Raw genomic sequence first — 14223 nt, 5'->3', positions numbered from 1 at the left:
TATGATTGGGTCCCGGCTCGGCCTGACGGCCGTCCGGGACGACGGGGAGAGGACCTTCGATACGCAAAGGTCTCCATGGGGAGAGGGTTGGGGTGAGGGGGTAATCCCTATCGTTAGTATAGGGTATTGCCACACCGATAGGCATTAATCCCTCACCCGGCACGCTTTGCGTGCCGCCCTCTCCCCATGGGAGAGGGCTGGGTTGCGGCAAATTTTGACGCGGAGGATCACGGCACAGCCGGAAGGGCGCTCGTGCAATCCGCCTTTTTTCCGGATTACCGGATCCATTTCCTCATGCGGAGGCGCTAGCGGACACGCTCTCCCTCTACTGCGTCATCCGCGTCACCGGCATGTCGGCGGGGATCTCGAAGCTCGTCGCAGGCACGGCGTCGGTGGAAATATCCGTTACCCTCATCGACAGGTTGGCGAAGCTGGAGACGATCTGCGCCAGCAGCGGGATGGCGGCCGCGCCGTCCTCGCCGCCCTCCAGCGCGCCCTTCATCGTCATCTCCAGCGTGATGCCCTTTTCCGCCACCGCCGCGACCAGCACCGTCGCCGGGCCCTCGGGCGAGGTCACCCTGCCGTAGAATGCGCTGGCGGCGCTGTAGAACGCCTTATAATCCTCCCAGCCCTTCACATCCGGCGTCAGGCAGGCGGTGCCCGACAGCGCCATCACCGAGGAGCCGAACATCTTCGCCATCTCCGGCGCGCCGGCATCCGCCGGCATCACCGCCGAAATCGGGAATCGGGCCGCGATCTCATAGACCTGGCAGGCCTTGCCGGAGACGTCCCGCGTCTCCCCCGACGGCTTGAAGCTGACCTTCGGCATCACCCTGGCATCGCCGCCGCTCTTGGCCGACTGGTCGAAATAATCCTTGTCCTGAATGATGGCGCGCTTCTCCAGCGCCGAGATGTTGATGGTCTCGTGCTCGTCCAGCTTGACGATGCGGGTGTTGGTGATGCTGTCCATGCCGAACTGGCGGGCGAGATTGCCGCTCAGCCGGCTGTCCTCGCGCATCTTCAGGCCGGCGATGGCGACGGTCGAGACCATCTCGCCGACCGGCGTCGTGCTGGATGTGGTGATGGTCACATCGGCGCGGGCGCTCTGCGCGCCGAGCCCGAGCCCGGCGGCGATCAGTGCGCCCGTTGTGATGGTTTTGGCCGTCATTGGTCGTGCCCCGTCCCCTGATGCGCCGCCCGGCCGCCCGCCTTCGCCCGCCAGTCACCGGCGGCCGGCTGCTTGCGCGAATTTGTTGAAACACTCACGATTCCTTGTCTTATCCAAGGCAGGGAAAATCTGCGCCAGGAATCGAACAAGAAAAAGGCCCCGGAACGGAGCCTTATATTTTGCCGGTCTTGAACATGCCGTTCCGCGTTTACGCGACGGCGGTCGCGGCGGACTCGGTGATCCAGGCCTTGAGCTGGTTCTTCGGCTGCGCGCCGACCTTCTGCGCCGAGATCTTGCCGTCCTTGAACATCAGAAGGGCCGGAATGCCGCGAATGCCGAATTGCGTCGGGATGAGCGGGTTCTCGTCCACATTCATCTTGACGATCTTCACCTTGCCGGCGAGTTCCGTGGCGATCTCTTCCAGCGCGGGGGCGATCATCCGGCACGGGCCGCACCATTCCGCCCAGAAATCGACCACGACAGGTTCGGAGGCCTTCAGAACTTCGGCTTCGAACGTGTCGTCGGAAACGGCTATTGGCGCCATGGAACATCTCCTCTTAGTGGCCCTGCGGTGTAAAGTTAACTACAGCTAGGTGTGCGGTGTCGGCAGATCAAGGTGCCCCGATCTCAAAGATTCGTAAAGCAGCCTTTGGCCGCGGTCGAGCAGCGCGGACGGAATTGCCATGATCTGCGGCGTCTCCGTCCACAGCAAAGCCGCCCGGACGGTTTTGCCGGGAAACAGGCCCTGGAGAACAACTCTATAGGCTGCGAGTTGCACAAGATAGCCCTCCGGCGTGCCATCCGGCGTTTCCGGCATGCCTGCTCCGCTTTTGAAGTCGACGATCAAAATGTCGCTCTCGCCGCAGATCAGCCGGTCGACCTGTCCCGAAATGAGAATGCTTGGAGCCCCCTCCTCAAGCGGCGGCAGATGCATGGCGAGCGGCGCCTCGGCGCGGGCGCCCGGCTGGAAGATTGCGGCGAATTCGGCATTGCTCAGTATGCCGATGACGGCGGCGAGCAGGGCGTCGCGCTCGGCGGGCGGCAGCGCCTTGGCCTCGGCGGCAAGGAAGCGCGTGCCGGCCTTGAGCCAGTCCGGCGCGGGCCGCAGCGGCAGGATTTCCAGCAGGCGATGCACGAGGCGGCCGCGCAGCAGCGCTTCACCGCGCCGGCGGGGGGCGCTGGTCGGTGCGTGGGTGCCGGGGCGGTCGAGGCCGAGGCGCGACGGGTTGACGATGACGGGCCGCGAATCGCCGGGGGCGGCGCGCCCGTACCAATCCGGCATCGGGAGATGCGCGTGCGCGGCATCCGCCGTTTCGGCGACCCTGGCGGGGACGGTCTGCGCGCATTCCATGCGGCGGACCATATTGCCGAAACCGTCGGGCACCTCGGTCAGGCGGCCCGCCAGCCCGTCGCTGATGAGATCGTACCAGCAGCCCTTGTCGCGCGCATTGCGGCCTTCGAAGCCGGTCAGATAGAGCCGGTCCCGCGCCCGCGTCATCGCGACGTAGAGGAGCCGCTGATATTCCTCGCTCTCGGCCTGGCGCAGCGCCTCGCAGGCTTCGCGGATCGGCGGCACCAGTTGCGAGCCCGGCAACAGCCATGCGGGCAGCTCCGGCGTGCCGGGGCGCGAGCCGGGCGAGGGCGGCAGCATGATGAGGCCGCCGCGCGAATTGCTGCGCGCCGAGCAGGTGTCGGCGAGGAAGATGATGTTCGCCTCCAGCCCCTTCGAGCCGTGCACGGTCATCACCCGCACTTCGTCGCGCTCGCCCTCCATGTCGCGCTTGATCTCGGCTTCGGAGACGCGCAGCCAGTGCAGAAAACCTTGCAGCGAGGGCACGTCGCCCGCCTCGAAGGTCAGCGCCAGATTGAGGAATTCGTCGATGGCGTCGGAGGCTTCCGGGCCGAGGCGTCCTAGCAGTTTCTTGCGCAGCCCGTCATTTTCGAGCCGCGCCATGTAGAATTCGAACGGTTTTTCGCTCGCCGCCGCGCCCAGCCAGGATTGGAGCTGCCGCGCCGGTTCGGCATAGGCCGGGTTCGCCCGCAGCGCATCCCAGAGCGAGCCGGGGCGATCATGGCCGATGGCGAAGAGATCGTCGTCGCCGAGGCCGAAGACCGGGCTTTTCAAGAGCGCGGCGAGGGTCAGGTCGTCTTCGGGCAGTAGGAGGAAATCGCCGAGCGCCATCAGGTCCATGATGGCGAGCTGTTCGGTCAGCCGCATCCGGTCCGCGCCCGCGACGGGGATGCCAAGATTTTTCAGCGCCCGCACCATCGGCGCGGCGAAGGGCGCGCGCTTGCGCACGAGGATCAGGATGTCGCCGGGGCGGATGGCGCGGTTCAGCGAGGCCAGCCGTTCGCCGCTGTCGAGCCAGTGGCGGATTTGCAGCGCGATGCGGTTGGCGAGCGTCACGGCGGGCGGCGGCGCTCCGGCGCGTTCGGAAAACGGCTCCCAGGCGGGGACGGGATCGCGTGGCTCGGCCTTTTCCACCGGCCAGATCTCGACCAGCCCGGCCTCGCCGTCGCGATGGGCGTAGTGGCGGACCGAGCGGCCATCGGCGGTGAGGCCCGGCGTGCGGCTGCGGTCGGAGAAGACCAGATCGACCGCGCCGAGCACCGCGCTGGTGCTGCGGAAGGAGAGCGCGAGCGGCGCTTCGAGCCAGTTCTGCGCGGCGGCGATGGCGCGGGCGGAATAGTCGCGCCCGGTCTCGGCGAATTGGCGCGGCACGGCGCCCTGGAAGCCGTAAATGGATTGCTTCTCGTCGCCGACCGCGAACAGGGTGCGCGGCTTGTCCTCGACGCCTTCGCCGGCAAAGAACTCGGCGGTCAGCGCCTTGACCAGCGCCCATTGCGCCGGGCTGGTGTCCTGGGCCTCATCGACCAGGATATGGGTGAGGTCGGAATCGAGGCGGAACAGCACCCAGGCCGCGGCGTCGGAGCGCTGGAACAGGGCGGCGGTGCGCGCGATCAGCCCGTCGAAATCGATGGCGGTGCGCTGGGTCTTTTCGTGCTCGTAGCGCTGGAGCACGGCGTCGGCGAGGCGCAGCAGGGCGGCGGTCGCGCAGGCGACGAGGAGCGCGCGGCGCTGGCATTCGAGCGCGGCGAAGGCGTCGCGGGCGCGGCAGAGCTCTTCGGCGATGCCGGGCTGCGCGGCGCGCACGGCCTTGCTGATGAAGCGGGCGTCCGAGCGCGCCTCGGCCTTCTCGGTGAGGAACGCCTTGGTGAGCGCCGACAGCCGCTGCGCGCCCTCCGCCCCTTGCGCCTTGGCGAGTTCGCCCGCCAGCTCCTTGTCGAGCTTGCCGCCGAGACGCAGCGCCGCGACGGCATGCGCGATCAGCGTGTCGGTCGCGGTCGCCGCCTGCTCGTCGAGGATCGACTCCGCCGTGGCGTCGCGCCCCACACCGAGCGCCGTCCGCAGCGACTGCTCGATGCCGGCATAGGGATCGCGTCCATCCTGCTCGCGGATCAGCGCTTCGAGCTCCTTGCGGCGGCCGGCGACGGAGCGCAGCAGATCCTGAAAGCGATCCTCGCCGGCATGGGCGACGGCGGTCTTCAGCGCCATGCCGAGCGCGCTGTCCGGCTCGCGCGCGGCCTCGTGCAGCACGGCGTCGGCGGCCTCCTGCATGGCCGCGCTCTGCTCGTCCTCGGTGAGGATGGTGAAGCTCGGCGGCACGCCCGCCTCGAGCGGGAAGCGCCGCAGCACCCGGTCGCAGAAGGCGTGAATGGTCATGATCTTCAGCCCGCCCGGCGCGTCCAGCACCTTGGCGAACAGGCAGCGGGCGAAGGCGAGTTCATCGGCAGTAGGCGCGCGTTCGAGGATGCCGGTCAGCTCGGTGGTGAGACCGGCATCGGGCTTGGCCGCCCAGGCGCCGAGCCGGGCGATCAGCCGGTTCGACATCTCCGCCGCCGCCGCCTTGGTGAAGGTGAGGCAGAGGATGCTTTGCGGCGGCGCGCCGGACAGCAGCAGGCGCAGCACGCGCAGCACGAGCACATAGGTCTTGCCGGTGCCCGCGTTGGCCGACACCCAGGCCGAGCAGGCCGGATCTGCCGCCATCATCTGCTGGCGCCGGGCGTTTTCCCGCACGCTGGCAAGGTCCGGGGTGGGGAAGTCGAGGATGGTCGCGGTCATGGCGACCTCGCCGGTGGTTGGGGGCAGGCGGGGGGCTGCGAAAAAGCCCCCTCACCCGGCCGCTTCGCGTCCGCCCTCTCCCTCGAGGGGAGAGGGCTGCGCAGAGCCAGATCGGCGTCGCAGATTCGTCGCTCGCGCCCTTGCCCTCTCCCCTCGAGGGAGAGGGCTCCCGCCGTCAGGCGGGTGGGTGAGGGGGGCCGCACACGCAGGCCGCTGCAACGTGGCCGCTCTTGTGACGCGGGCGAGATGGGCGCAGCCGTCATAGAGGCCTCCGGCGAAGGTCGCGGAACCCGTTCGAGCAACATCATCTGCCGCTCCACGTCGTCATCCCTGCTTTCGCGAAACCTTCGCCCGTCGTCCCGGACGCCGCGAAGCGGTGAGCCGGGACCCAATGGCTGATCCGCACGCACTCCGGCAAGAGGAGAGGCGAGTAGGCCCCGGCTCTGACGGCCGGGGCGACGGAGGATAGAGTTGCAGGGCTCCGCGCAAGCGGGAAGCCGGGATGCCGCGGCGTCTCCGGGGATGACTGGATCCCGGCCTGCGCGGGGATGACAACGAAAAGCGGTCATGGCGCGCCCTCCTCCTGCGTGCCGGCCCATTCGGGGACGCGGGCGAGATGGGCGTAGTCGTCATAGCGGTAGGCGTCGGTGAAGGCGGCGCGGCGCATGGCGGCGTAGGGGGTGTCCGGGCGGTCGAAGCGGGCGATCAGCGCGAACAGGCCGTCGCGCGCGCCTCTCGCCAGTTCGTCCGGCGGGAATTTGACCAGCGCGCGTTCGAGCCCGGCCGGTTCGCCGCCCTTGGCCGAGATATAGGCGAGCTTCGCAACGCTCCGGCTGGCGATGCCCTCGAACCGGCCCTCGATGGCGATCAGCGCTTCCAGCGGCAATTGCGGAGCCTTGAAATCGGCGGCGGCGGCGTCGGTCGGCATCGACCCGCTCTTGTAGTCGTAAATGGCGAGCCGGCCATCGGGGGCGAGGTCGATGCGGTCGGCGCGGGCATGCAGGGTGAAGGGGCCGCCATCGGTCTCGAACACGAACTCGCCGCGCAATTCGCTGAGCACGGCGGAGGCGGCGCGGCGCTCGAATTCGGTCTCGGCGAACCAGCCGGCGAAACGTTCCAGGCGCGGCCGCCAGAAGGCGCTGATGCGGGCGCGGTCGCCATAGAGCGCGGCGCATTCGTCGAACAGCGCCAGCAATTCGCCCGCGCAGTCGCCCGGCAGCGCGTCGCCATAGCGGCGGGCAAAGCGGTGCAGCATGTCGTGAATGATCTGGCCGCGCTCGGAACCGCCCGGCTCGGCGTCGAGCGGGTTGAGCGGCGAGAGGCCGAGAATGCGGCGCGCGTAGATGGCATAGGGGTTGGCGATCAGCGTTTCGATCTCGGAGACGCTGAGGCGGCGCGGGCGGGCGTCGAGCGGCGGGCAGGGCGCTGGCGGCTTGGCCGGCGGGATGGTCGGCGCTTCGTTGCGCGCGGCGGCCCAATGCAGCCAGGGGCGGGCGGGCGCTAGAGCGTCCTTGGCGCCGACGCCTTGCAGCAGCGCCTGCATCCGCATCAGCCAGCGGCTCGGCACGGTCGGCGCGCCGCCGGATTTCAGCGCGCGAGTGAGGACGATTTCGGGCGCCCCCATGAGCTGGCAGACATCATGCGCGGCAAGGCGGGTGCGGCGCTCCGGCGGCGGCAGGCCGAGGGCTTCGCGCATCGCGCGGTTCAGCCACGGACCGGGATCGGCGGCCTCGGGCCAGACGCCTTCGTTCATGCCGGCGATGACGACCAGATCGGCGGAGGTCAGCCGCGCCTCCATCGCGCCGAGGATTTTTAAGCGCGGATGGGCGGGCGCGCCGCCGGGCAGCTTTTCCAGGCGGATCAGGCTACGGAACAGGGCGGGGTAGTCGGTGAGGGCGATGGCCGGGCCGGGGATGTCGCCGCAGAGCGCGGCCATGAAGACGGCCATGGCGTCGCTGTCCGGGCCGGTGCTCGGCACGCGCTCGCCGGTCTCGTCCGTGGTGAGCGCGGCGGCGGTATCGGCATGGGCGGCGGCGAGCGCGCCGAAGGCGGAGCTTTTGGCGCGGGCAAGGCGGGTCAGCGGTTGGAAGGCGCGCTTCAGGCGGCTGACCAGATCGGCGGCGGCGGCCCATTCCTCCTCGGTCAGCCGGTCGAGAACGGCATGGCGCGGCTTTTTCTTCTTCGCCAGATCGAGGCTTTTCGACAAGCCATCCAGCCCCTCGCCGCACCAGGCTTGGCGCATCCCGGCGATCTCGACGATGCGTGCGGTCCTGTGCGCCTCGCCCGCGGGCAGGCCGAGCCGGGTCAGAGGGTGTTTTAGGAGCGCCAGCAGCGGGATCTGCGATCCGGTCGCGGCGGCTTCGGCGATCAGGTCGTAGAACACGCCGGCCTGCGTCGTGCGCAGCATCTCGCCGCTGGTGGCGTCGAGGGCGAGGCCCCAGCGCCCCAGCTCGGCGGTGATGCGCCGGGCGAGCGTGCGGTCGGGCGTGACGAGGCTGGCGGTCTTGCCGGGCACTTCCATCGCCTCGCGCAGGATGAGGGCGATCGCCGCCGCCTCTTCCTGCTCGGTCGCCGCCTCGATCAGCGAGACCGGCGCGAGGCTGGCGCGGATGGCCTCGGGCTTGGCCGCCTCGGCGAATTGCGGCCAGACGCCGAGCGTCGATGCGGGCCGCATCGCCTCGCTGATAAATTGCGCCCGGTGCAGGCCGTCCTGCTGCGGTTCGGCGCCCGCGAGATAGGAAACGTCGGCGCGCTCTGCGCCCAACTCGCCGAGCAAGGCGTGCAGACCGGCCTGCGGGTGTTCGGGATGGTCGGCGACGGCGGCCCATCCGGCCTCGTCCAGCATCAGGTCGACGCCGGGCAGCACGATGGCGCCGTTCGGCAGTCCGAAGATGGCCTTCATCAGATTGGCCGTCGCGGGGATGCTGCCGGTCGAGCCGGCGACGATGACGGGCGTTTCCGGCGCGGTATCCTTAAGGCGCTGCGTTTCCAGCGCCATGATGCGGTTGCGGCGGTCGACCGGGTTGAGCAATTCCTGGCCGGCGAGATAGGCGGGCCACGCCTGTAAGACGATGTCGAGGAAGCTCAGCGAAAGCTGCTCATGCCCGGCAAAGCGCTCGGGTACCAGCTCGCGCAGGCGGCCGAGATCGACGCCTTCGGTCTCGGCCTCGTCCATCAGCCGCATCAGCTCCAGCGCCAGTTCGGCCGCGGCGGCGGGCGTGTCGGCGATGCGCAGGCCGGATTCGCCGGAAAACTGTCCACGGCTCAGATTTCGCGCCCAGGCGAGCACGAGCTGGGTCAGCGCCATGCGCCGGTCGAGCGCGCCGATGGAGGGGGCGACGGGCAAGTCCGGACGGCCATCGGCCTCGTCGTCGCCATAGAGGATGAGCAGAGAATCTTCCTCCGCGCTGCCGAGCGGGCGGATGCGCGGCAAGAGCGTCGCCCCGCTTTCGGAGGCGTGCAGGAAGGCGTCGGCGAGCGCCCGGCAGGCGGCGCGGTTGGGCAGATAGATTTGCGTATCGGCCAGTTCCAGCGGCCCAGGCGGACGTCCACCGGCGTGCGGCAGGTCCCCGCTCAGCACGGCGCGAGCGAGCACGTCGAGAAACGGCGCGGAGGGCGGAATAGTGACGATGCGCCCGCGCGCGCCGCTGTCGCGGGCGAAGAGGGGCAGCTCAGGCTGCGTTGAGGCCATCCAGGCATCTTTCCGCATCGGCCAGCGCCGCCGGGGTGCCGACATGCATCCACAGGCCGTCATGGGCGATGCTGGCGAGGCGGCCGGCGGCGAGCGCCTCGTCCCACACGCGATTGAGCGAGAAGGCGCCGTCCGGGCAGTCCGCGAATTGGTGCGGCTGGTTGATGGAGACGCCCGCGAACACGTAGGGCACCGTCTCCCCGCGCTGGCGACGGCGCACGCGGCCATCCTCGCCGACGGCGAAATCGCCGCTGCCGTCATAGCCGAGCGAGGCGGCGACGGGCGCGAGCAGCAAGAGGCTGTCCATGGTTTCCGGGTTCCAGGCGTCGATCATGCGGGCGAGTGTCGATCCTTGGCGTTCGATCCAAACCGAATCGGAATTGTGGACCAGGAACGGCGCATCGCCAAGCAGCGGAAGGGCTTTTTTCACAGCTCCGCCGGTGTCGAGGATCTGCGCGCGCTCGTCGGAAATGGTGATGCGCGGCACGGTGCGGTTGCGCAGATGGGCTTCGATCTGCTCGGGGAGGTAGTGGACGTTGACGACGGCTTCGCCGATGCCGGCGGCGGCGAGGCGTTCGAGCACATGGTCGAGCAAGGGCCGCCCGCCGAGGCGGACCAGCGGCTTCGGCAGTTTATCGGTCAATGGCTGCATGCGCTGGCCGAGGCCTGCCGCGAGCACCAAGGCGCGGGTTGGTTTGCCGGACATATCCTACTCCCCAAAGTCTTAAGGCACGCTCTTGCGCCGAGACGCCCGCGCGGAGCCAGAGCGAGGTCAGTTCTAAGTCTAAAGTCTCCGAAATCCCCGCGCAGGCGGGGATCAAGTATTCGCAAACTCGAAATTCAGGCTCTGCCTCACCTCGATTGCTGCGGCGTACTGGATCCCCGCCTGCGCGGGGATTTCGTCCGACGGGTGAGTTGGGCCATCGAAATCCGGTCCTGCCTTAGAGTCTTGCCGCGAGGCGGTCGCCATCGCCGAGCGAGTCGCCGCCCGGGACTTCGCGTTCATACCACAGGCGCAATTTGGCAAGATGACGGTCGGCGAGATTTGCGGCGAGCCGCCGCGCCGCGCGCGGCAGATGCCGAAGATAGAAGCGCTTGCCGTCGCGGCGGGCGAGGCGGGTGAACAGGCCGAGCAGTTTCGTCGCGCGCTGGGCGCCGAGCAGGCGGTAGGCGCGCAGGAATTCGGCGCGGTCGAATTGGCGGTCGGCCTTGGCGGCGGCGAGGCAGTAATGCTGCAGCAATTCAGCTTCGAGATCGTCGGGCAGGTCGAGCCGGGCGTCCTGCAGCAGCGAGACGAGATCATAGGCGGCGTGGCCGCGCATGGCGTCCTGGAAATCGATGATGCCGAGGCGGGCAAGGCCGGTCTCGTTCGGGCGCCAGAGCAGGTTGGGCGAGTGGAAATCGCGCAGCAGCCAGCCATCCGGCTGGGCGCGCAGCCAGTCGAATTGCTCGCTCCACAGCGCGGCGAATTCGGCGCGCAGGGCGGCAGGCGTCTCGGCGCCGCGCAAGGCGGGCAGGAACCAGTCCGGCACCAGTTCGGTCTCGATGGCGAGCGCTTCGTGGTCGAAATCGGAGAGGCTGTGGCTGATGCCGCCCGCCGTCAGCACCGGCGGCGGCGAATGCGGGCGCAAAGCGAGCAGGGCGTCGACGGCGAGGCGGTAGAGCGGGCGCATTTCGGCGCTGCTCGCGGCGAGGCCGGTGAAGGTCAGGTCGCCGAAATCCTCGAGCAGCAGAAGCCCGGCGTCGAGGTCCTGCGCGTAAATCTCCGGCACGGCGAGCCCAACCTCGCGCAGCGCCTCTGCGATGGCGACGAAGGGTTTTACGTCCGTCGTCAGATGCGCGATTTCGGTATAGGGCTTGCCATGGCGGACCGGCGGGCCGAGCGGTCCCTTCGGCCAGTCCATCAGCAGCGCCGTCTCGCCCTCGCGGTAGAGCCGCGTATAGCCGCGCGCCGAGGCGTCGCCATTGACGTAGAAATGACGGCTGCCGGACCAGTCGGTTGCCGCGATGAAGCGGTCGATGGCGGCGAAGCGGGCCAAGCGCGGCGCCCAGTTTCCGACGGCCTGGAGGGTGACATGGCGGCGGTCCGGCGCTGCGGCGTCCGCCAGGGCGACCTCGAGCCGGTTGGCGGGCAGGTCATCGCCCAGCCGCTCCGGCCATTCGGCGATGACGAGGCCGGTTTCCAGCGCCTCGCCGAGGCCGAGTTCCAGCGCCTCGGCGGGGCCGGACAGGCGGTAGAAGTCGAAATGGTGGATCGGGAAGCGCGCCGAATCGTAAGGCTGCACCAGCGCGAAGGTGGGGCTTGGCACGTCCTCGTCGGGACGCTCCAGCAGGGCGCGGATGAGGTGGCGGGCGAAGGCGGTCTTGCCGGCGCCTAGTTCGCCGCGCAGGGCCAGGAAATCGCCCATCCGCAGGCGCGGTGCAAGCACCTCGGCCAGATCGCGCAGGGCGTCCTCGCTGCAATCCCTGTGCTCGATGCGCCCCGTGGCGGACATGGCGTCCCTCAACCATCCGTCGGAAAGAGTTCGGGTTAAAGACGCCAGGCGGCGGCGGGCGTCAAGCGCGAATGATCGCCGGAAAGGTTGGGATTTGTGGGGGATGGGTCGCCTCGGTCAATGTGGAGCTAAGCTTATTTTCCGTAATAACCCGGAACGCCCCATCCCGTTGCGCGGCCTCAGCCAAAAATCGACGGCGGATGATGGTCGTGGCCCGCGCCATTGTTTCCCGCCGGGGCGTCCGTGCCGGATTGGCCGTTGGGGCCGGGCAGGGTGCGCCGCGACAGGCCTTGCGGGATCAGCGCCGTCACCGTGGTGCCGACGCCGGGCGCCGAGCGCAGCGTGATGCGGCCGCCATGCAGCTCGACGAGGCTTTTGACGATGGCAAGGCCCAGCCCCGCGCCGCGATGCTTCGACCCCTGCGACCGGCTCTCGAAGCGCCCGAAGACGCTGGCCTGATATTCCTCCGGGATGCCGACGCCGGAATCCTGCACGGCGAAGGCCACCATATTGTCCTCCGTGCGGCAGGACAGGGTGATGACCGAGCCTTCCGGCGAAAAGCCGATGGCGTTGGAGAGCAGGTGGAACAGCACCTGGGTCAGACGCTGGCGATCCGCCATCACCATGTCGAGATCGGGCGAGATCTGGGTTTCCAGCGTGATGCGCGATTTGGTCAGCCGCTCGCGCACGCCCAGCTCCGCGCCATCCGCGATGTCGCGCACCGAGACGGGGGCAAGCTTCAGCTCCAGCCCGCCGGCATCGATGGTGGTGAGGTCGAGAATGTCGTTGATGATGGCGAGCAGTTTCGTGCTCGATGTGCGGATGTCCTCGAGATATTCGCGCTGCTTGCCCTGCAGCGGCCCGATCGGCGGCTCGGCCATCAGGTCGGAGAAGCCGATGATGTTGGTGAGCGGCGTGCGCAGCTCATAGGAGACATGGCTGAGGAAGGTGTTCTTCAGCTTGTCCGCCGCCTCCAGCGCCTCGTTGCGCTGGCTGAGCGCGAATTCCACCCGCTTGGTGTCGCTGATGTCGATATAGGTCAGCACGGTGCTGCCGTCGGGCAGCGGCACGCCGGCATAGGCAAGGGTGATGTCGTCGGGGCGCGTCAGCGTGCCGTCAAAACTTTCGCGGGTCTCGAAGACGCCGGTCACCGCGCGATGCGCCGTCGTCCAGGGTTCCGGACCGTCGAGCAGCGGCTGGCACTGGCTGCGGACCTCATCGATATGCGGACCGGTTTCGAGGAAGGCCGGATCGAGCTTCCAGATCGCCGCGAACGCCGCGTTGAACAGCTTTAGCCGCCCGTCCGAGCCGAACAGGGCGACGCCCTCGCGCAGATTTTCGAGCGTCTCGCGCTGCACCTTGATGAGGGCGTTATAACGGCTTTCGAGCGACAGGCGCTCGGTCACATCGTCGATCAGATAGGTGACGCCGCCATCGGGGCGCCGGTCGCCGAGCACATGCACGGTGCGCCCATCCGGCAGATGCCACCAATCCTCGACGGCCTCCGATTCCTCGGCGGTCTTGAGCTGGGCGTCGCGCCATTTGCGGTAGTCGGATTGCTCCGGCAATTGCCGCTTCTGGCGCAGATGGTCGAAGAACTCGCCCAATTGCGGCTTGCCTTCGAGCCAGCCGGGTTCGAGCTTCCACATCTCGCGGAAATTCTGGTTGTAGAAGCTGAGCCGGTGGTCGGCGGCGAAAATGGCGACGGCGGTCGAGACCTTGTCGAGCGTGCGCTCATGCGCGGCCATCTGGCGGGAGAGCTTGTCCTGCACGTTCTCCAGCGGCGCGACGTCGATCACCGCGCCCGCGCTCGCCCGGCCGACCGGCACGATGATGGTGTCGAAACTGCGCCGCTCGCCCGCGACGACGGTTTGCAGGCGCTTGCGGAAGGTCTCGCCGCCGGCGAGGGCGGTTTCGGCGGCGCGGCGCTGGCGGGCTTCCAGCAATTCGCGCTGCTGCTCGATGACCTCGTCCGAGCGGGCGGCCTCGACAGCGGAGACATAGGCGCGGTTAACCCAGACCAGCGAGCCCTCCGCGTCGCGGAACCAGACCGGCATCGGCAGCGCGTCGAGCAGGGCCTTTTGCGAGGCGAGTTCTTCATTGGCCGAGCGCTGGGCGCGGAGCAGATTGGCGAGTTCGACGCGGCGTCCGGCGAGGTCACGGAATTTTAGGTAATAGCCGCTGCCCGAGGCGCGGCCTTCCGCTTCGATATGCGGTCCGGCCAGCGTTTTCAGCGTCTGCTCGAAAGGGCGGCCGCTGGCTTTCAGCTCCTTCAGCCGGCCTTCGAGGCCGAGCGCCGCGCCGCGTTCCAGCCAGGAGGCGAAGCGCATCAGATTGCGCAGCTTCACGGGCACGCCGAGCTTGCTGTCGAGCACATGATTGACGAGGCGGGGCGTGCCGTCGGCCTCGAAGGCGATCAGCACCTGCGGCTCGGCCATGACGATGGACTGGGCGACTTCCAGCTCCTGGCGCAGCGCCTTCATGGCGTCGGCGGCGCGGGTCTCGCTGAGCTTGGCGCGAGCGGCGGCGCGCAGGAACAGGATCGCCGCCCCGGCAGCCGCCATGATGACGCCGCTGACGATGGCGACGAGGAGGAGTTCGCTGACCGAGGCGGCCGCGCCGGCGGCGGCGGCGCGCGCCGAGCCGCCCGGCAAGGCGAGCCCCGCCAGGGCCATGGCGGCAATCATCGCGGCGCGCCGGAGCCCGCGATGTGCCAGAAGGTTCTCAGCCTGCATCAGGCTTCTCC

General features: G+C 68.8%; 7 protein-coding genes. All 7 read right to left on the bottom strand.

Features of this window, described 5'->3' with window-relative positions:
- Positions 1-325 precede the first annotated feature (325 nt).
- Complete coding sequence (locus tag BLEFHOIH_RS02030; RefSeq protein ID WP_088342836.1) at positions 326-1168, bottom strand: hypothetical protein; 843 nt, start codon at positions 1166-1168, stop codon at positions 326-328.
- A gap of 208 nt (positions 1169-1376) precedes the next feature.
- Positions 1377-1712, bottom strand: coding sequence for a thioredoxin (trxA, locus tag BLEFHOIH_RS02025; protein WP_088342835.1), 336 nt, complete (start codon positions 1710-1712; stop codon positions 1377-1379).
- Between the two features lie 45 nt (positions 1713-1757).
- The gene (gene addA, locus BLEFHOIH_RS02020) at positions 1758-5291 is read right to left on the bottom strand and encodes a double-strand break repair helicase AddA (protein WP_088342834.1); all 3534 of its coding nucleotides are present in this window, start codon (positions 5289-5291) and stop codon (positions 1758-1760) included.
- 565 nt (positions 5292-5856) lie between these two features.
- Complete coding sequence (gene addB, locus BLEFHOIH_RS02015) at positions 5857-8982, bottom strand: double-strand break repair protein AddB (protein ID WP_170936944.1); 3126 nt, start codon at positions 8980-8982, stop codon at positions 5857-5859.
- Entirely contained in the window at positions 8963-9688 is a 726-nt protein-coding gene (locus BLEFHOIH_RS02010; protein ID WP_088342832.1) for a nucleotidyltransferase family protein, read from the bottom strand. The genes addB and BLEFHOIH_RS02010 overlap by 20 nt, the downstream gene beginning before the upstream one ends.
- Positions 9689-9923: 235 nt before the next feature.
- Positions 9924-11477, bottom strand: a complete 1554-nt coding sequence (tsaE, locus tag BLEFHOIH_RS02005) for a tRNA (adenosine(37)-N6)-threonylcarbamoyltransferase complex ATPase subunit type 1 TsaE (protein ID WP_088342831.1) — start codon at positions 11475-11477, stop codon at positions 9924-9926.
- 179 nt (positions 11478-11656) lie between these two features.
- Entirely contained in the window at positions 11657-14212 is a 2556-nt protein-coding gene (locus BLEFHOIH_RS02000) for an ATP-binding protein (RefSeq protein ID WP_088342830.1), read from the bottom strand.
- Between the last annotated feature and the right edge of the window lie 11 nt (positions 14213-14223).

This window comes from Rhodomicrobium sp. R_RK_3, assembly GCF_002198715.1.
Lineage (GTDB): Bacteria > Pseudomonadota > Alphaproteobacteria > Rhizobiales > Rhodomicrobiaceae > R-RK-3.
The sequence above is the reverse complement of the archived record's forward strand: the minus strand, read 5'-3'. Positions and strand labels throughout refer to the sequence as shown.